The following is a 19646-nucleotide window of genomic DNA, read 5'->3' as shown; positions in this document are numbered from 1 at the left end:
GCCATATGACGATTTACGCCCGCATTTTAGGGATCATTTTTGGCGCTCTAATGCTTACGCTTGCCGCGCTGATTACACTTGAAACACTGATCCGCAAGTTTTTCTCACTCTCCTTTGGCGGCGTTGATGAACTGGGCGGCTACACCATCGCTATTGCCGCTCCGCTGGCCTTCTGCGTCGCCATGGTCGAGCAGTCGCATATTCGTATCAATTTAGTACATATGCGCCTGCCAACCACTATTCAGGCCGTACTTAATGCACTGGCAACCCTTTCACTAGGGCTGCTGGCGGCCTTCCTGCTCTACTTCACAGTAAAGACCGTTATGGGTACCCACACATATAGCTCTATCGCGCAAACGCCCTGGGCAACCCCCCTGATCTACCCACAGGCGGTTTGGCTGGCCGCCATGACAGCTTTTGCGGCAGCTGCAACACTGCTCTCCATAAAAGCACTCCTGCTGCTGGTCAAAGCCGATTGGAAAGGGCTTAACCAGCAATTTGGCCCCAGCTCCACCAGTGATGAACTGGAGGCAGAGCTTGCCGACCTGGAACAGCGAGAGGGAGTCAACAAATGAGCATTCCTCTAATTATTAGCGCATTTCTCATTATGCTGGCACTGATGCTACTCAGTTTACCGGTTGCGGTCGCCATTCTTTTTGTGGGAGTGCTCGGCGGCTATCTTATGTATGGAGCACCATTGGTCGATATGATGGGCAGCGTGGTATGGAGCAGCTTAAACAGCCCATCCATGCTTGCCATCCCCCTGTTTATGCTATTGGGGGAGCTTCTCTTACGCGGCGGCATCGCAGACCGTATGTACGCAGCCCTGGCGGTTTGGTTCAACAAACTGCCAGGAGGGCTGTTACATACCAATATCGCAACATGCACGCTGTTTTCAGCCACCTCCGGCTCATCAGTGGCTACCGCTGCAACGGTAGGTACCATCGCACTACCGGCACTCCAACAATATCGTTATCCCATCAGGCCATCGCTTGGTTCTCTCGCTGCAGGTGGCACACTCGGTATTCTCATACCACCCAGCATCAATCTATTGGTGTATGGGCAACTCGCCAATACATCGGTTAGCCAACTGTTTGCTGCCGGCTTAATTCCCGGCATTACACTGGCACTGCTATTTTCTGTTTATCTGTTCATCGCGCATGGCAAAGCAGGCAATTCTTCACTGGTAGAGGTCAATGTACCTTTCAAAGAAAAGTTGTCACTATCCCGGCACCTGATCCCTCCTGTGGTCATTTTTGGGGTAGTGATGGGAAGTATCTATGGAGGCCTTGCCACCCCTACCGAATCCGCTGCTATTGGCGTAATGATTGCCCTCGCCTTTATCATCGCGGGCGGTAAAATGAGCGTTGACCTACTGATCCACTGCTCACTGCAGGCGGCTAAAACCTCAGGCATGGTGATTATCGTCCTGATGTGCGCCTTACTGCTCAACGTGACGATCTCCATGTTGGGTGTTACCCAGGCGCTCACCCAGTGGGTTGCTTCTTTTGGGCTTACGTCCATCAGCCTGTTACTTGTTCTACTGCTCTTCTATGTGGTACTCGGCACCTTTATGGATGCCATGTCGATGCTGGTGCTGACGGTGCCCATCACCGTACCGATGGTGGTGGCCGTTGGCATTGATCCTATCTGGTTTGGCATTTTTATCGTGCTGATGTGTGAAATCGCGCTGATTACCCCTCCTGTCGGCATGAACCTGTTTGTGGTGCAAGGGGTGCGCAAAGATGGTGGCAGTTTTAACGATGTCATCTACGGATCATTGCCTTTTGTAGCCATTATGGCGCTATTTACCCTCGCTATTATGGTGTGGCCAAACATTGTCATGTGGTTACCTGACCTACTGGCGGGGCGGTAATGGGCCACGTTAATCACTCGCGGACAAACTCACGACATTTCCTGGTCATTAACCCGAACACCAATGTTAATGTGACGGCAAGTATCCGTCAGACCATGGTAAACATTACACCGCCTGACGTGACAACGGAGGTCACCAGCCCCAGCACAGGACCACACGCCATTGAAAGTCAACAGGATAAAAACGTCGCTACCCAACAGGTGTTAACTCTTATTAAACAGCGCCAGGAAGAAACCTTTGCTGGCTATATCATGGCCTGCTTCGACGATATCGCCATCACCGAAGCACGTGCAATCACGCAACGCCCGGTGATTAGCCTAGCCGAAGCCAGCATGCGCTCGGCCGCCACCGCTGGGGGAATATTTACGGTGATTACAACATTTGATAATGCCGTTCCCACTATCGTGGCACTTAGCGAAAGTTATGGCTTGGGCCAGCGCTGCCGAGTGGTTGCTACCGGCATTGGCGTCACAGATACCGCTGCGCAAACCGAGCGTGCAGAGGAGAGGCTGCATACCGCTATCACCACAGCCATTCAATGTGGCTCAAAGGCTATCGTGCTGGGCTCAGGTGCATTCGCAGGGCGTGCCCAAACGCTGAGTGAGCACTACCACATCGATGTTACCGATGGCTTCAGGGAAGCATTGGAATATACGATGCGCCAACCCTATCTTGCCGACAATGCGTCAGCCTAATCACCATGCCAGCGGGAAGCTGGCATGATTACCTACTATTTCCCGCTAGTCTTGGCTGCATGCCTAAGCGCCCAATGCCAGGCAACTTAAGTGCCGGGCGCATAACATCAACGCCAGCGCTAAGTCCAAGCAGATTAATCTCCAGCCCCTCTTCAACAGCCAGCATAATGCCGAAAACACCAGCTAACGAAAGCTGATAACCCGTACCACTGGGAACCGGCGCTACAACGCTATCAAACAAATAGTCCTTACCCACCGCCGTAACGGGTAGTGCCACCTCAAAACCCTCCACTTCACGTATCACCCAGGCAATAAAACTATTGCTATTGGGGCCAGGCCACACCCGGTAAAGATTTGCCTGGGGGTAGTTTGTGGCCGCCTCAGCGATCAGTGGAATAAGCCCTGCCGCTTCGTCACCCCGATAGTCCGCCAATAGTTCAGGCGAATGACCAAACCAGGCGCGATCGGGGGTATCAACGGATGAGACGACGGTGGGTCGACGCCAGCTCAATACCTGATGAAGGTGGTAGCTATCAGCGCCCGCCTCTTTGGTAGCAATCCAGATATGTACGCCAAAAGCCCCGCGCCAGTTATACGCCCGTGCCGCATACACCTGTACAACGGCTTCCTGTATCTGGCCTGGGTCGGGCGCCAGACCTGCCGAAGAGCGATCGAGGCTGGACCAGTGGCCGTCGGTAACCACCTGGTTACTCGCCAAAATCCAGACAGGGCCTGATAACAGCAGTGCCAACAGTGCCACTATGGCAAGTAGCCAGCGTAACAGCGCTCTCATGAAGCCACCCAACAGTTAGTAAAAGGACGTTTGGTGTAAGTTAACAATGAAAATTAATCTCTTTGGTTGATACGCTTATAAAAACATCTGCCCGGCGCCCCTCATATCAGACGGCACAGCGCTTCCACGCCTGCCCTTGGGTGACTCCCTTCCCAATTGTAGTTACATAGCTTGACCTGTGTGCCGCACATAACCACGACAATGTAAGCAAAGGTCCTGAATGGGCCACACCCGCAGGAGGCATACGATGACCGCTTCGACACCGAGGACGATCACTCTGACGGTACCCGGCATGGGCAGTGACCACTGTGCCGGCATCGTGCGCAAGACGCTCCAACGTCTCGACGGTGTGGATGCGATCGAGACCAATATCGCCAACCACCGGGTCCGTGCAACTGTGACTGCGGATGGCCCCGATGGGGACTCACTGAAAGATGCCGTGGAGGGTGCCGGCTACGATGTGGCCGCCGTGCAGAGCGACGAGGCGGAGGATGCCGACAGCAGCGCCGAGATCGAGGAGGCCTACCTCGCCCAGGCCCGCAAGCGGCTATGGATCGCTGGCGTACCCACCACCCTGATCATGCTGCTGATGATGCCGCACATGTTCTGGCAGCCGATGCCCGGCTATCTGGCGATCGTGGCACTGCTGGCCTTCCCGGTGGTGTTCCTCTACGGCGGGGCAGCCACCCATAAATCGAGCTGGCGATCGCTGAAGAACGGCACCTTCAACATGGACGTGCTGATCTCCATGGGCAGCCTGCCTCCCTATCTGATCGGCTTGATCGGTTTTATCTACCCGATGACCTCGTTCATCGAGATGGCCGCCACCATCATGACCTTCCACCTGCTCGGCCGCTACCTGGAGGCCCTGGCCAAGGGGCGCGCTTCCCAGGCCATTCGCCGCCTGCTGACCCTGGGTGCCAAGACGGCGCGGGTGGAGCGCGACGGGGAAGAGGTCGAGGTGCCGGTGAAGGAGCTGGCCCCCGGCGATATCATGGTGGTCCGCCCCGGCGACAAGGTGCCCACCGATGGTGAGGTGGTCGAGGGCGAGAGCCACCTGGACGAGTCCATCGCTACCGGCGAGTCGGTGCCGGTCTACAAGAGCAGCGGCGACAGCGTGATCGGTGCCACCCTCAACAAGGAGGGGCGGCTGCGCGTCAAGGCCACCCGGGTTGGCGGCGACACCTTTCTCTCCCAGGTGGTGCGCCTGATCGACCAGGCCCAAGGCTCCCGGGTGCCGATCCAGGAGTTTGCCGACCGCATGACCGGCCGCTTCGTGCCGGTGGTGCTGCTGATCGCCCTGGCCAGCCTGATCGTGTGGCTGCTGCTGCCCGATGTCCTGCGCCCGATTCTCGACTGGGGCGCGACCTTCCTGCCCTGGGTGAATCCCGAGGCCGCCACCCCGGTGCTGGCGATACTCGCCGCGGTGGCGGTGCTGGTCATCGCCTGCCCCTGCGCCCTGGGCCTGGCTACGCCCACCGCACTGATGGTGGGCTCCGGCATCGGCGCCGAGCGTGGCATCCTGATCCGCTCCGGTGAAGCGATCCAGACCTTCAAGGACGTCAGGGTGATGGTCCTCGACAAGACCGGCACCATCACCCGCGGCGAGCCGACGCTGACCGAGGCGGTCGCCGCCGAAGGCATCGACGAGACCCGCCTGCTGACCCTGGCAGCGAGCGTGGAGAACGCCTCGGAACACCCCATCGCCCGGGCCATCGTCGACGGCGCCAGGCAACGCGGTATCAAACCTGGCGAGGTCGGCGAATTCCGCTCCACCGGTGCTCGCGGCGTCTCCGGCAAAGTGGGCGACGAACAGATCCTGATCGGCAACCGCCAGTTGCTGACAGAGCAAGGCGTGACCGGCCTCGACGCCCTGGATGATGCCATGGGTGAGCTCGAGGGCAAGGGCCGCAGCGTGGTGATCGTCGCCACCGACGGCCAGGCGCTGGGTCTGGTAGCCGTGGCCGACACCCTCAAGGAAACGTCGGTCGAGGCCATCCGCGGCATGCACGCCCTCGGCCTGCACGTGGTAATGATCACCGGCGACAACGAGCGCGCTGCTCGCGCCGTGGCCGACGAGGTCGGCATCGATGAGGTGCAGGCCGGCGTGCTGCCCGAGGGCAAGGTCGACGCCATCCGCGCACTTCAGGAAAAACACGGCGACCACGTGGCGATGGTCGGCGACGGCATCAACGACGCCCCTGCCCTCACCCAGGCCAACGTCGGCATCGCCATTGGCGCCGGTGCCGACGTGGCCATCGAGGCCGCCGACGTGACCCTGGTGAGCGGTGAGCTGACCGGGGTGGTGGAGGCCATGCATCTCTCCCGCGCCACCTACGGCAAGATCGTCCAGAACCTGATCTGGGCCAGCGGCTACAACATCGCGGCCATTCCCATCGCCGCCCTGGGCCTGCTGCACCCCATGATCGGCGTGATCGCCATGACCGCAAGCTCGCTGTCGGTAATCGGAAACTCGCTGCTGCTCAAGCGACGCTTCACCCGGGAGACCCCGCAAGGAGACACCCAATGAACCGCCTTCACCACTGGGTGATGACCGCCTGCCTGCTCCTGATGGGGGTAGTCATGCTGCTGCTGATGTGGCGCGCCCAGTCACTGGGCGGCGGGGTCTGGCTACTACTGCCCATGGCCCTGTGCCTTGGCGCCCATTTGCTGCTGCACCGACACAGCTCGCACCACGATGAATGAGTCACCCACCTGCCGATCAGCATGAAAAGAGCAGGGAGAACTACTGAGGGGGAGCTTGATGCAAAAAGGGAGTATAACAACCAGCAATGGAGGCGGCCCCAAAAGCCACATCCCGGCACACGCAGCCACCACTACCGTTGCTCCCTTCCGGGCCTGGCGGGGTTCGCAGTTTAGCGTTGCGGGAGGACCTAAGGGGCCACCATAGTTATACGCTTGAAAATGCGTATTGCCGCTGACCGGTGGCTACGCCCTGATTTGAACAGGGGACCCCATCATTATGAGTGATGTGCTCTAACCAACTGAGCTACGTAGCCTTTCCGACATCAGCGGGTGCAGAGTATGCCTATTTAAGATATAAAAGGCAAGCCAAAAACGGCTTGCCTTTTCATCCAAAGCACTAACAGGCTTATAGTGCAGCTTGAACCGCAGGAAGCGCTGCTTCGCCATCACGGGTTGTCACACCGTCAAGCCAGGCATCCAGCACATCACTATGCTCACTGAGATACCTGCGGGCTGCCACACGAGGCTCTACACCATCATCCATAATAGCGCTCATAAGCTCGTTTTCCATTTCCAGAGTGAACGTCATATTGCCTAGTAACGTGCCAACGTTCGGGCACTCTTCAACAAATCCTGCACGCGTATTGGTATGTACAGTTGCTCCACCCAGGTCAGGGCCGAAATAGTCATCAGCATCGGCCAGATAGGCCATATCAAAGTTAGTATTCATGGGATGTGGCTCCCAGCCCAAAAAGACCATCCACTCTTCATTAGGCACACGTGAGCGCAGCTCTGCCAGCATTCCGGCTTCGCTGGAATCAATCACCTGCCAGTCACCCAGACCATAGGCATCGTCATCAATCATTTGCTGAATCAGCTCATTGCCATCATTACCCGCTTCAATCCCATGAACACGGTGCTCAAACTTCTCCGCATGCTCTGCCAGGTCATTCACCGAGGTTACACCGGCATCGTAGACATACTGCGGTACCGCCAGGGTGTACTTGGCTCCCTCCAGGTTCGCCACCAGACGCTCAACTTCACCTCTTTCGATATAAGGATCACTAATGGATGCCATAGAGGGCATCCAGTTACCCAGGAAAACATCGAAATCATTATTGCGCATGCCCGCATAGGCAATCGGTACAGAAACGGTATCCACACGCGGCTCGTAGCCCAATGCTTCCAATACCTCGCTGGCTAATGCGGTAGTCGCCGTGATGTCTGTCCAGCCAACCTCAGCAAAACGGATACTGCTACACTCATTAGCCTGCGCCATTGCTGGCAAGCCTGCGGTCAGTAAAAGTACGCTGAGACTACGTGTATAGGTGCGTTTCATGATGAACGATCCCCTTAATCTGTTTTATAGGACACGCGTAGGGCGTGGTAATCGCCTTAAGCAGCGACGGGTTAACACCCCTTTATTGATTGAACGTTCAATAAAAAAATGCCATGATATTTAGGTAACCATGCCTAACCCGGCTTTTCAAGAGCGGGGGCTAATGAGCATTCAACGTCGTCAGGAGATCGCCGTGCCAAAGGTGGGAATGGAACCAATACGCCGCCAGCAGCTAATCAAAGCCACGATGGCGGCCATCGATGAGGTTGGCCTGGCCGAAGCAACCGTGATGCGCATTGCACAGCATGCGGGGGTATCGGCAGGCATTATCAGCCACTATTTCGGCGGCAAGGATGGCCTGCTGGAAGCCACCATGCGGCAAATCCTGACAGACCTTAGTCAAGCAGTCGCAGCACGGCGCCATGCCCTCGAAGACAACTCACCCCGCGCCCACATCGGGGCCATCATTGAAGGTAACTTTGACCGTACCCAGGTGACAGGGCCCGCCGCCAAAACCTGGCTCGCCTTTTGGGCAAGCAGTATGCATAAACCTGTACTTCAGCGGCTGCAGTACGTCAACGATCGCCGTTTATATACCAATTTATGTCACCAATTCCAACGAGTTATGCCCCGCCCCCAGGCCCGCAATGCTGCCCGAGGGTTAGCCGCAATGATTGATGGCCTATGGCTAAGAGGTGCCCTCGCCCCAGAAGGGTTAGATGCTGATGAAGCACGGCACCTTGCGCACACTTACCTCAACCAATTACTTACACATCATGGATGCCTGAAAGAAGCAACCACTACCGATGTCGATTAAGGAGACCAACATGGCCACTCAAAACGTACAGCCTCTTTATATTGATGGTCGCCCGGTAGACGCCACCTCTGGCGATACATTTACGGTTACCAACCCTTTTGACGGCAGCTTGATCGCCACGATTGGTCAAGCCAGCCGACAGGATATTGATAGCGCTGTAGCAGCAGCCAAACGTGGCCAGCGGACATGGGCAGCCATGACCGGCATGGAACGCTCTCGCATCCTGCTACGCGCTGTTGCGCTACTGCGTGAACGCAATGATGAGTTGGCAGAGCTGGAAACACGCAATACCGGCAAGCCCATCAGCGAAACCGCCAGCGTTGATATTGTTACCGGCGCGGATGCCCTGGAGTACTATGCAGGCTTGGCGCCTGCGATTGAAGGTAGCCAAATTCCGCTGAGGGATAGCTCATTTGTTTATACACGCCGCGAGCCACTCGGCGTTATCGGCGCTATTGGAGCCTGGAATTACCCCATCCAAATCGCCTGTTGGAAAGCTGCCCCTGCACTGGCAGCAGGCAATGCGGTCATCTTCAAGCCCAGTGAAGTCACTCCGCTGACCGCTATCAAGTTAGCCGAAATTTTGACCGAAGCAGGTCTGCCAAATGGCGTGTTTAACGTTGTGCAGGGTGACGGCCGTGTTGGCGCCATGCTCACTGAGCACACAGGCATTGCCAAAGTGTCCTTTACGGGTGAAGTCGGCACTGGCAAAAAGGTGATGGCCGCCGCCGCAGGCTCAACACTTAAAGAGGTCACCATGGAGCTGGGCGGTAAATCACCGCTGATCGTGTTTGCCGATGCCGACCTGGACCGGGCTGCTGATGCCGCGATGATGGCGAATTTCTACTCCAGTGGTCAGATATGTACCAACGGCACACGAGTGTTTGTGGAACGGAGCGTCAAGGAGGCTTTTGAAGCCAAGCTGGTCGAGCGTGTTTCTCGCATCAAGGCCGGTGACCCTATGGACCCTGGCGTTAACTTTGGCCCTCTGGTGAGTTTTGAGCATCAGCAGAAAGTACTTTCCTACATTGCCCTGGGCAAAGAGCAAGGCGCGCGCCTGCTGGTAGGTGGCGACAACTGGAACAGTGGCAGCTGGGCCGATGGTGCCTGGGCCGCCCCTACAGTGTTCACCGATTGCAGCGATGATATGCGTATCGTTCAAGAGGAGATTTTCGGCCCAGTAATGTCCGTGCTGGCGTTTGATGATGAAGAAGAAGTCATTCGTCGCGCCAATGGCACCAAATATGGTCTGGCGGCAGGCGTGTTCAGCGAAAGTCTGAACCGTGCCCACCGGGTTATTCATCAACTGGAAGCTGGAATTTGCTGGATCAATACCTGGGGAGAATCACCTTCCGAGATGCCGGTGGGTGGTTACAAAGAGTCAGGCATTGGTCGCGAAAACGGTATTGAGACGCTTAACCACTACACCCAGACCAAGTCAGTACAGATTGAGATGGGCCCGTTTGAATCGGTGTTTTAGTTTCACTCTTGAAGCTTACGCACCACTGGCGAAAGCGCCCCCCCTCTATAAGTTCCGGTATAACCATGTCTCAAACACGTGAATTCGACTACATCATTATTGGTGCAGGTTCAGCAGGCAATGTGCTGGCTACTCGCCTGACCGAAGACAGCGATGTCAGCGTCCTGCTGCTGGAAGCAGGCGGCCCTGATTATCGCTTTGATTTTCGTACCCAAATGCCAGCGGCACTGGCCTTCCCATTGCAGGGAAAGCGCTATAACTGGGCATTTGAAACTGACCCAGAACCTCACATGGGGGGCCGCCGTATGGAGTGCGGCCGTGGCAAAGGGCTGGGTGGCTCTTCACTCATCAACGGTATGTGCTATATCCGTGGCAATGCCCTGGATTACGACAATTGGGCCAAGCAGCCAGGACTTGGGGAGTGGGACTACTTAAGCTGCCTGCCCTACTTTAAAAAGTGCGAGGCGCGGGATATCGGTGCAAACGACTACCATGGCGGTGATGGTCCGGTCAGTATTACCACGCCTAAAGCGGACAACAACCCGCTCTACCGTACCTTTATCGAAGCAGGCAAGCAGGCTGGCTACCCAGAGACTGAAGACGTTAACGGTTATCAGCAGGAGGGCTTTGGCCCCATGGACCGTTTCGTCACCCCAACAGGGCGCCGTGCTTCTACCGCTCGTGGCTATCTGGACATCGCCAGGCAGCGTAACAACCTGACGATTGAAACCCATGCCGTCACCGACGTAATTGAGTTTGATGGCAAACGCGCCATGGGTGTGCGCTACGAGCATAAAGGCCAACCGCAGCAAGCCCGCGCCCGTCGCGAAGTGCTGTTGTGTGGCGGCGCAATTGCCTCACCGCAAATTCTCCAGCGTTCCGGCGTAGGCAATCCAGAATGGCTCAAGGAGCTTGGCATCCCCATCGTTCATGAGCTGCCGGGGGTTGGCGAGAACCTGCAAGACCATCTGGAAATGTACATTCAGTACGAATGCAAAGCGCCTATTTCGCTCTATCCGGCGTTAAAGTGGTATAACCAGCCAAAGATTGGTGCTGAATGGTTGTTCAAGGGCACCGGCATCGGCGCCAGCAACCAATTCGAAGCTTGCGGATTTATTCGTAGCAACGATGATGAAGAGTGGCCTAATCTTCAATACCACTTTCTCCCCATTGCCATCAGCTATAACGGCAAAAGTGCGGTGCAGGCCCACGGTTTCCAGGCTCATGTCGGCTCCATGCGCTCAGAGAGCCATGGCCGTATCCGCCTGACCTCCAGAGACCCGCATGCAGCACCGAGCATTTTGTTCAACTACATGGCCAAGGAAAAAGACTGGCAAGAGTTCCGCGATGCCATTCGCCTGACCCGAGAGATTATCGCCCAGCCTGCCTTCGACAAATATCGTGGTCGTGAAATTTCGCCAGGCCCTAATGTGCAAAGCGATCAAGAGCTGGACAATTTCGTTAAACAGCACGCAGAAACTGCCTACCATCCCTGTGGCAGCTGTCGTATGGGCGAAGGCGAGCTGGCGGTCACGGATAGCCAGGGACGTGTTCACGGCCTGGAGGGGTTACGTGTGGTCGATGCATCACTGTTTCCGATCATCCCCACCGGCAATCTGAACGCCCCAACGATTATGCTGGCAGAAAAAATCGCCGATCGTATTCGCAACCGAGAGCCGCTGGCCCGTGCCAATGTCGCTTATTATATAGCCAAGGGCACACCAGCCAAGCAGCCCAGAACTACTCGGTAGCCCCCGAACTCAAAACGCCATAGCCACTGCTATGGCGTGAGGTTGATGACAAACCTTCTTGCCATCATTTTTAACATCATCTGAATCAACCCGTAGTGGGGGTCTTTCGCCATGGCCGGAAAATATTCCCAACAATTCCGGCATTTCCTCCATCCATGGCGGTCAGATGGCGAAAGTAGCGCCCATGGAGGGGTCCACAGCGCCCCCGCCAAGGGTTGTTCGGATGAAGTAATCAGCAGAAAAATACTTTGTCATCAGTCTCGCGTTTTTTTATACCCTGCCTCTATTGGGGAACCACCGCCCCACTCAATACGCTACAGTGTTGGTTAAACGCGATGATGAAAGAGCGAAAGGCTTGCACAGGATAGCGTGAGTCTGCCAATATTCAAACATTCGTTTTAAAAACGCATTCCACTAACAAAACATGGAGATGTTATATGCTTACCCTACTACTCATCGTGCTGGCCATTGTCGGCCTGGTGGCGGTCATGCGCCGGGAGGCAGGCGCCACTCCAGCGCTAGCCGTACTCGGCGTACTCGGCCTCACTGGGGTATTATTTGGCGCACCTGTCATCGGCGTACTATTACTCATCGGTGCCGCCGTGGTTGCCGCCGCTGGACTACCTTCCTTACGCATCAAATGGCTGACACCGCGTATTTTTGGCACTTTCAAAAAAGTGGCACCCAAGGTATCCGCTACTGAACGCACGGCACTTGAGGCAGGTAGCGTTTCCTGGGATGGCGAGCTATTTTCGGGTAAGCCGCAGTGGAACACATTACTGAACTACAAAGATGACGGCCTTCGTGAAGATGAACAGGCCTTTCTGGACAACCAGTGTGCCAAAGCCGCTGGTATGTGTAATGCCTGGGATATCGCCCGTGAGCGTGCCGACCTCCCCCAGGAACTGTGGGACTTCCTAAAAAGAGAAGGCTTCTTCGGTATGATTATTCCGAAGGAGTACGGTGGTTTAGGTTTCTCCGCCAAAGCCCAGTCGATGGTGCTTCAAAAGCTCTCCGCCAATGAAACACTGATGGTCACCGTTGGAGTACCTAACTCCCTCGGCCCAGGCGAATTGCTACTCAAATATGGTACCCAGGAACAGAAAGACCACTACCTGCCACGTCTGGCCGATGGCCGTGAAATCCCCTGTTTCGGCTTAACAGGCCCCCGCGCAGGCTCCGATGCCACCTCCCTGCCGGATACCGGCGTCGTGTGCAAAGAGATCATCAACGGCGAGGAAGTACTGGGTCTGCGCCTTAACTTTGAAAAGCGCTGGATCACCCTCGCCCCCATCGCCACCGTAGTTGGCCTTGCCTTCCGGCTCTTCGACCCCGACAAACTACTGGGCGATGAAGAGGATCGTGGCATTACCCTGGCGCTGGTTCCCCGGGATACCAAAGGAATGGAGATTGGCCGTCGCCACCACCCCATCGGCAGCCCCTTCATGAATGGCCCTATTAAAGGCCAGGATGTTTTTGTGCCGCTGGATACCATTATTGGTGGTCAGGACATGATTGGTCAGGGCTGGCGTATGCTGGTGGAGTGCCTCTCCATTGGACGCTGTATTACCCTGCCCTCTGGCGCTACCGGGACTGCCCGTTATGCGCTGGGCTGGAGTGGCGGCTTTACCCGTGTGCGCCGCCAGTTCAACGTTCCGGTTGCCGAAATGGAAGGTGTCCAGGAGCCGCTTGCACGTATGGCATCACTGGCCTACATTTCAGCAGCCACGGTTTATCAAACCGCTAACCTGATCGACCACGGCGAGAAGCCAGCCGTCCCTTCAGCCATTCTGAAAAGCCAGCTGACCGAGTTTCAACGGGTACTGTTAAGCGATGCCATGGATGTTCATGGCGGTAAAGCAGTGACCCTTGGGCCACGTAACTATCTTGGTATTGGCTATAGTGCCAACCCGGTGGCAATCACCGTGGAAGGCGCTAACATCATGACCCGTAACCTGATGATCTTTGGTCAAGGAGCTATCCGCTGCCACCCCTATGTCCTGGAGGAACTGGCCGCAAAAGATGCGAATGACCTGAAAGCATTTGATAAAGCCTTCTTTGGCCATGCCGGGCTCATTTTCGGCAATGCCGCTCGCGCCTTCACTATGGGGTTGGGAATTGGCAAAACCAGCGTGCCTTTTGATGGGCCTGCCGCCGCATACGCTCAGGATATAGCACGCCTTTCCGCCGCTTTTGGCCTATGCGCAGATGCTGCGATGGCAAGTCTTGGTTCTGAGCTTAAAAAGCGTGAAATGCTCTCTGCCCGCCTCGGCGATGTACTCTCCAACCTGTACCTGACCTCTATGGTACTGAAGCAGTGGCAGGCGGGTGATAAGGTAGAGGGTGAAGAAGCACTACTTCACTATAGCTGCCGCTTCTTGCTCCACCGGGCTGAACAGGCCTTTGTTGAGATTTTCGACAACCTGCCCAACCGCGCCCTAGGCAAGGTACTTAACGCCGTGGCAATGCCGACTGGGCGCCGTTGGGATAAGCCTCACGACGATTTGGCGCGGGATATCGCTCACCGGGTTTCCACCCATAGCGCCCTGCGCACCAAACTACTTGCTAACACCTGGGACCAGGACGATGGTGAACAGCGCAACCCCCTAGCCCGCTATAACGCCTTACTCATGGATTATGAGCGCGCAGAAACCATCTACCGCACTGTCAATAAAGCATATGCCAAAGGAGAGCTACCGCAAACCGCACTACATCCAGAAGCTCGGGTGGAAGCTGGCCTTGAGAAAGGACTTATCAGCGAAGAGGATGCCCAGTTTATGCGTACCTTTGAAGCCGAAGTACTTGAAATGTTGACGGTTGATGACTTCGCTTACGATGCGTTTGCAACCAATAAATCGACGTTGATTGATCATAATGCAAAACCGGCGGCTAAATCGCTCCATGAAGAAGCCAACATAAAGTGACCATGCCGTAGTGGTTACTAGTGCTCCCGACCGGCCTTATGGGCCGGTTTTTTTATGGCTATATTTTCTAATATTGATACTTGAAACGATGCTCATCGACATGCCTGTCACTTATTAAATCGTCTATACCCGACTAAATCCTATTGAATGTTCGAAAACGATCAACTAAAGTTTCGATAATGAAAATCATAAAATGCTCACACTTCGTGTAAGGGGAAGTATGGGCTCTCTTTACTACCTTGGGGCCGCTATGAAACTGCGTAACCGAAATGTTGAGAAGTTACACACCGATGAATTTGACGCGCTCATCATCGGGGGTGGTATCAATGGTGCAGCAGCAGCTGCCGCTCTTGCCGGTAAAGGCGCGAAAGTCGCTCTCATTGACCGCGGAGACTTTGCAGGCAGTACCAGTATGCACTCCTCCAACCTGGTATGGGGGGGCATCAAATATATGGAAAGTAACGATTTTCTGCTTGTCCGCAAACTGTGCAAAAGCAGAAATCACTTGATTAAAAGCTACCCTTCCACGGTTCAGGAAATACGTTTCCTCACCACGATTAGCAAAGGTTTCAGGCACTCACCCCGCTACCTATGGGCAGGCACATGGCTCTATTGGCTGATGGGTAATGGGTTTACCCAGATTCCACGCCTGCTTTCAGCGCAGAAAATTAAACAGGAAGAGTCCATTATTGATGTCACAGGGGCAGTGGGAGGCTTTGAATACTCAGACGCCTACCTGCATGATAACGATGCGCGCTTTGTGTTTAATTTTGTGCGCCATGCCCTCAACTTTGGTGCGGTAGCTGCAAATTACCTTGAATCACTTGGCGCTGAGCGCGTCAATGGAAAGTGGCTTACCCGTGTACGCGATGTCATGGATGGCAGCACCTTTACCATTCGCTCAAACGTGCTGATCAATGCCGCTGGCCCATGGGTAGATCAACACAATGAATTGACGGGCCAAAAAACCACGCATCAGCACATCTACTCAAAGGGAATCCATTTAATTGTTCCGCAATTGACCAACTCTAAGCGTGTATTAGCGTTTTTCGCTGATGATGGCCGGCTGTTTTTTGTTATTCCCATGGGCAACCGAACCTGTATTGGTACTACTGACACCCATATAGAACATCCTGAAGTTGATGTGACTGCCGAGGATATTGCTTTTGTATTGGAAAACATCAACAAACGCTTAACGCTTGAAAAACCATTAACTCCAGATGACATTATCGCTACCCGATGCGGCGTCCGCCCCCTGGCGATTAAAGCGGACCAGGGGGATAACCGGGATTTTCTACAGCTTTCCCGCAAGCATGTGATTGATACGAATCCCAATAGCGCACATATCAGTATTTTTGGTGGAAAGCTCACCGACTGCCTGAATGTAGGCGATGAAATATCAGAAGAAGTCATGCGGCTTGGTGTGCGCCTAAGCTCACCCAAATTCCGCTGGTACGGAGAACCACCTGAACCCGTTAAACAACAGTTTATGGATCAGGCCAAACGGATGAATCTGGATGCAATGACCGCCCCCACTTCATCCGAGCCGCTGTCAACGCGCCTGTGGCGTCGCTACGCGGAACAGGCTATCCCCATGCTTGAGAAAATCCGCCAGAACCCGGCAGAAGCCGATATTCTTATTGAAGGCACCGAGTACATCCGATGCGAACTGGAGCATGCAAAAAACCATGAAATGGTTACGCAACTAGAAGACTTTTTACGCCGCCGGGCCAAGGTCTCGCTAGTCGTTCACCACGAACAACTGCGCCGCTCAGAAGGCTTAAAAGAGGCCTGTAAAGTACTCTTTGGCGAGAAGGCGGAAGAGCACTTTAATATTTATTTCGATCAACACAGAGATACAGCCTTACCGGTAACGCCAACACCAGTTGAAGAGAGTTTAGATAAATCTCACCTGCGGCACTGAAATCTACCCCCTCTCATCAACAAATAATAACCGAATAAAAAGCCCCCTTACGCTAAGCAAGGGGGCTGAAAGTCACACAAGCTAGTTAATCGCTTACTCTTCGTTTTCGATGATCAGTTGAGAATCCCCCGCCAACACTTCATCCCACGCTTCTTCCAATGTACAGCCCAAACGGCTGTCAATAGTATCGATTACTTCAACAGCATGCTGTAGCGACTCACGATTGCTCTTCAGCGCCAATACCAGTTTAGCTAAATCCTGTTTGCTGAAAGTGCTCGCGATACGGTCGGCTTGTTGGCTCAATTCAATGCAGTTCATGGTTAAACCCTCATGGTATGCGCATCCGCTGCTGATTATTCCTGTAGAACACTTAGAGTAATCAAGCAGCCATCTTATTAATGACGAATAGTGACGTTGCTACTCATGCTGGACCGGATAAGTGCCCAGTTCGGTAACTGCGAAACGGTCACAAGCGTTACAAGACCTTCGCCTCTAGCGCTTGGGTAAAACTAAAGCGCCTCGGTTGTAGCAGGGGTCAGGTTACTGCACCGGGATAACGGCACACCACTCTGATCCATGGCTTCACTATGGTTCACTGCAGCAAAGCTAACAATGCATCATTGGCAGCAGGCGCGGTTGTAGCTTGACTACATCTATAATAAACAAGCAGATTCGCTGTTAAATACTTTCAAGAGAGCCTATAAGCATATGTTACTTATCATAATACAGAGTGTCGATTTATTTCTTATCAACAGGCGTAGGTAGCGTTTTTGGGCAATAATGGGCATCACTAAAAGTTAGTGGCCCGTTTTTAGTTAAACGTTATCAGGAGGCAACAAGCATACGCGCTTTCGACAAACAATCCACTCAACAAAAGATGTAAAAAGCCGCTATACCACAATAGCGGCCTATGGCTATATCCCTTTAAGTGGAACGAACTCTCGAAACCGCATCCAGCCAGCCCTGATAAAGTTGCTCCCGAGTATCTTCCTGAATCATCGCAGTAAAACTTTTTTCACAGCGCCACAGTTGTTCAATCTCTTCAAGGGTTTCATACCAGCCAAGACGCAAACCTGCCAAATACGCCGCACCTAGCGCGGTAGTCTCCAGAATTGTTGGCCTATCAACCTGAACATTGAGCATATCCGCCAAAAACTGCATGACCCAGTTATTTTTCACCATACCGCCATCCACGCGTAAATTGCCCGGAGTGACGTCCATATCGTCATTCATACAGTGCTGCAAGTCACGGGTTTGATAACAAACCGCTTGCAGTCCCGCCGCGACAATTTCGGCAATACCAGTATCCCGGGTAAGGCCAAGTATTGCTCCACGTGCTTTAGGATCCCAATGGGGCGCCCCCAAGCCGGTAAAAGCTGGCACCAAGTAGACACTATGACCACTACGGGTCTTCTCTGCGAGTGCTTCGGTCTCGGCAGCATCAGCAAATAAATTCAACCCATCCCGCAACCACTGTACGGTTGCGCCAGCCACAAATATGCTGCCTTCCATTGCATAAGTGGGTTTGCCATTTAGCCGATAGCCGATGGTCGTTAACAAACGATTGCGGGAAAGTGCAGGCGACTCTCCCGTATTAACAATCATAAAGCAGCCCGTACCATAGGTGCTTTTACCCATACCAGGCTGAAAACAGGCCTGGCCCACCAGTGCGGCCTGCTGGTCACCTGCCACACCGGCAATGGGTAACGGCTCACCCAGCCAATCTGCCTCCATCACACCAAAATCATCGCTTGAGTCCTTCACTTCCGGCAGCATATTGCCTGGCACATTAAACATCGTCAGCAACGATTCATCCCACTGCTGCGTATGAATATTAAAAAGGGCCGTACGCGATGCATTGGTTGCATCAGTGACATGCTGTTTGCCGCCGGTTAATCGCCAGATCAGGAAACTATCAACGGTACCAAATGCCAGTTCGCCACGCTCTGCCCTCCCTCGTGCACCCTCCACATTATCGAGAATCCAGGCCAGTTTGGTGGCTGAAAAGTAGGGGTCAATCAGCAGGCCTGTTTTCGCCTGAACATCCTCGGTATACCCTTGATCCCGGAACGATTGACAGCGTTCAGCAGTGCGCCGGTCTTGCCATACGATAGCGTTGTAGACTGGCTGGCCGGTTGCCTTATCCCATACCAGGGTCGTTTCGCGCTGATTGGTGATCCCTATACCGTCCACCTGTAAAGCGCTGACATTGGCTTTTACCAGCACCTCTTTACAGGTGGCAATAACAGAATCCCAAATATCTTCAGGATCATGCTCCAACCAGCCATCCCTGGGGAAATGTTGCGGTAGTTCCTGCTGAGCAATGGCTACAATTTGTCCTTGTCGATCAAAAAGAATAGCGCGGGAGCTGGTCGTACCTTGATCAATGGCGAGAATAAAGGAGGACATATCATGTTCACTTTGTTGTCAGATTCTTTCGATTTTATATGCTTATTTTCGGTTTATTATTATCCAAGGTACTCCAGCCGCCTCCAATGCTCAAGTATGAATGCATCCTCTTTTAGTCTCACTGTTATACCTAACGTTATGCTCCTCACAAAGGAGATAAAAGTTAGGCAATATGCAATGCAACACCGTACTGCGTTAGCAGCTGTTGAATGGCTTCGGGGGGGGGGCGGTCGGTAAAGAGAGCATCCAGTTGAGAGATATTACCCTGTCGAACCACAGGGTTGCGGTGAAATTTGGAGTAGTCAGCAGCCAGATAAATACGCCTGGAATTAGCGATAATCGCCTGGGCAACACGCACCTCCTGGTAATCAAACTCCAGCAGTGAGCCATCCTCATCAATACCACTGATGCCGATAATGCCGTAGTCCACCTTGAACTGATTGATAAAATCAATGGTTGCCTCACCGATAATACCACCATCCCTCGAGCGCACCTGCCCACCGGCAATAATTACCGTGAAGTCTTCTTTGTGCTGAAGAATCGCTGCAACATTGAGATTGTTGGTGATGATTTCTAACCCCTGATGCTCTAAAAGTGCCTGAGCAATCATCTCATTGCTGGTACCAATATTGATAAATAGCGAAGAGTGGTCGGGGATATGTTGCGCCAAACAGCGGGCAATCCGGTCTTTCTCTTCCAGATTCAGTGATTTACGGGTGCTATAAGCCGTATTGACCGTACTTGACTCAATACCTGCCCCTCCATGCACCCGCCTTACACGACCATCGTTTGCCAGTGTATTCAAGTCGCGGCGAATCGTTTGTGGAGTGACTGAAAAGTGGTCGGTAAGCTGCTCAATACTCATATAGCCGTGCTGACGTACTAGCTCGACAATAGCATCCTGGCGATATTGTTGATTCATAAGCCCGGCC

General features: G+C 54.0%; 15 protein-coding genes, 1 tRNA gene and 1 other RNA gene. 10 read left to right on the top strand and 7 right to left on the bottom strand.

The window, feature by feature from the left end; genetic code table 11:
- Nucleotides 1–5: 5 nt before the first annotated feature.
- From HP566_RS07730 to HP566_RS07720, 3 genes are read left to right on the top strand one after another with little or no spacing between them, the layout of a single operon-like run.
- Complete coding sequence (locus HP566_RS07730; protein WP_249976685.1) at nt 6–575, top strand: TRAP transporter small permease subunit; 570 nt, start codon at nt 6–8, stop codon at nt 573–575.
- Complete coding sequence (locus HP566_RS07725) at nt 572–1876, top strand: TRAP transporter large permease (RefSeq protein WP_249976684.1); 1305 nt, start codon at nt 572–574, stop codon at nt 1874–1876. The genes HP566_RS07730 and HP566_RS07725 overlap by 4 nt, the downstream gene beginning before the upstream one ends.
- On the top strand, nt 1876–2571 hold the full coding sequence (locus HP566_RS07720) for an aspartate/glutamate racemase family protein (RefSeq protein WP_249976683.1): 696 nt from the start codon (nt 1876–1878) through the stop codon (nt 2569–2571). The genes HP566_RS07725 and HP566_RS07720 overlap by 1 nt, the downstream gene beginning before the upstream one ends.
- Nucleotides 2572–2599: 28 nt before the next feature.
- Here the strand turns inward: HP566_RS07720 and HP566_RS07715 are convergent, their stop codons facing one another.
- Nucleotides 2600–3364, bottom strand: a complete 765-nt coding sequence (locus HP566_RS07715; RefSeq protein WP_249976682.1) for a DUF3750 domain-containing protein — start codon at nt 3362–3364, stop codon at nt 2600–2602.
- A 247-nt stretch (nt 3365–3611) separates the two neighbouring features.
- Here HP566_RS07715 and HP566_RS07710 point away from each other — a divergent pair, with 247 nt between their 5' ends.
- Nucleotides 3612–5894, top strand: coding sequence for a heavy metal translocating P-type ATPase (locus tag HP566_RS07710; RefSeq protein ID WP_249976681.1), 2283 nt, complete (start codon nt 3612–3614; stop codon nt 5892–5894).
- Nucleotides 5891–6070 carry a hypothetical protein gene (locus tag HP566_RS07705; RefSeq protein WP_249976680.1) on the top strand — a complete coding sequence of 60 codons (180 nt, stop codon included), beginning with the start codon at nt 5891–5893 and terminating at the stop codon, nt 6068–6070. The genes HP566_RS07710 and HP566_RS07705 overlap by 4 nt, the downstream gene beginning before the upstream one ends.
- A 96-nt stretch (nt 6071–6166) precedes the next feature.
- On the opposite strand, the gene ffs is transcribed toward HP566_RS07705, so the two are convergent.
- From ffs to HP566_RS07690, 3 genes are all read right to left on the bottom strand, one after another.
- An RNA gene (gene ffs / locus HP566_RS07700) (signal recognition particle sRNA small type) lies at nt 6167–6263 on the bottom strand.
- Nucleotides 6264–6310: 47 nt separating this feature from the next.
- Nucleotides 6311–6384, bottom strand: a tRNA-Met gene (locus HP566_RS07695).
- Nucleotides 6385–6476: 92 nt separating this feature from the next.
- Nucleotides 6477–7409 (bottom strand): choline ABC transporter substrate-binding protein, encoded by a 933-nt coding sequence (locus HP566_RS07690; protein WP_249976679.1) that lies wholly within the window; start codon nt 7407–7409, stop codon nt 6477–6479.
- 163 nt (nt 7410–7572) lie between these two features.
- Between HP566_RS07690 and betI the strand changes: the two genes are divergently transcribed.
- The 5 genes from betI to HP566_RS07665 all read left to right on the top strand — a co-directional run bounded on the left by betI (nt 7573) and on the right by HP566_RS07665 (nt 16305).
- Nucleotides 7573–8226, top strand: coding sequence for a transcriptional regulator BetI (betI, locus tag HP566_RS07685; RefSeq protein ID WP_249976678.1), 654 nt, complete (start codon nt 7573–7575; stop codon nt 8224–8226).
- A gap of 10 nt (nt 8227–8236) precedes the next feature.
- Nucleotides 8237–9706 (top strand): betaine-aldehyde dehydrogenase, encoded by a 1470-nt coding sequence (gene betB, locus HP566_RS07680; protein WP_249976677.1) that lies wholly within the window; start codon nt 8237–8239, stop codon nt 9704–9706.
- 65 nt (nt 9707–9771) lie between these two features.
- Nucleotides 9772–11457, top strand: coding sequence for a choline dehydrogenase (gene betA, locus HP566_RS07675; protein ID WP_249976676.1), 1686 nt, complete (start codon nt 9772–9774; stop codon nt 11455–11457).
- Nucleotides 11458–11894: 437 nt separating this feature from the next.
- A complete protein-coding gene (locus HP566_RS07670; protein ID WP_249976675.1) occupies nt 11895–14381 on the top strand; it encodes an acyl-CoA dehydrogenase in 2487 nt (828 codons plus the stop codon).
- A gap of 250 nt (nt 14382–14631) precedes the next feature.
- Nucleotides 14632–16305 carry a glycerol-3-phosphate dehydrogenase/oxidase gene (locus HP566_RS07665; RefSeq protein ID WP_249976699.1) on the top strand — a complete coding sequence of 558 codons (1674 nt, stop codon included), beginning with the start codon at nt 14632–14634 and terminating at the stop codon, nt 16303–16305.
- A gap of 93 nt (nt 16306–16398) precedes the next feature.
- Here the strand turns inward: HP566_RS07665 and HP566_RS07660 are convergent, their stop codons facing one another.
- The 3 genes from HP566_RS07660 to HP566_RS07650 form a co-directional block, all read right to left on the bottom strand.
- Entirely contained in the window at nt 16399–16623 is a 225-nt protein-coding gene (locus tag HP566_RS07660; RefSeq protein ID WP_249976674.1) for a hypothetical protein, read from the bottom strand.
- A gap of 606 nt (nt 16624–17229) precedes the next feature.
- Complete coding sequence (glpK, locus tag HP566_RS07655) at nt 17230–18714, bottom strand: glycerol kinase GlpK (RefSeq protein WP_249976673.1); 1485 nt, start codon at nt 18712–18714, stop codon at nt 17230–17232.
- 163 nt (nt 18715–18877) lie between these two features.
- Nucleotides 18878–19636, bottom strand: coding sequence for a DeoR/GlpR family transcriptional regulator (locus tag HP566_RS07650; RefSeq protein ID WP_249976672.1), 759 nt, complete (start codon nt 19634–19636; stop codon nt 18878–18880).
- Nucleotides 19637–19646 lie beyond the last annotated feature (10 nt).

Source organism: Vreelandella olivaria (assembly GCF_023507745.1).
GTDB classification, from domain to species: domain Bacteria; phylum Pseudomonadota; class Gammaproteobacteria; order Pseudomonadales; family Halomonadaceae; genus Vreelandella; species Vreelandella olivaria_A.
Note: the sequence above shows the minus strand (reverse complement) of the source record. Positions and strands in the feature narration are given on the sequence as shown.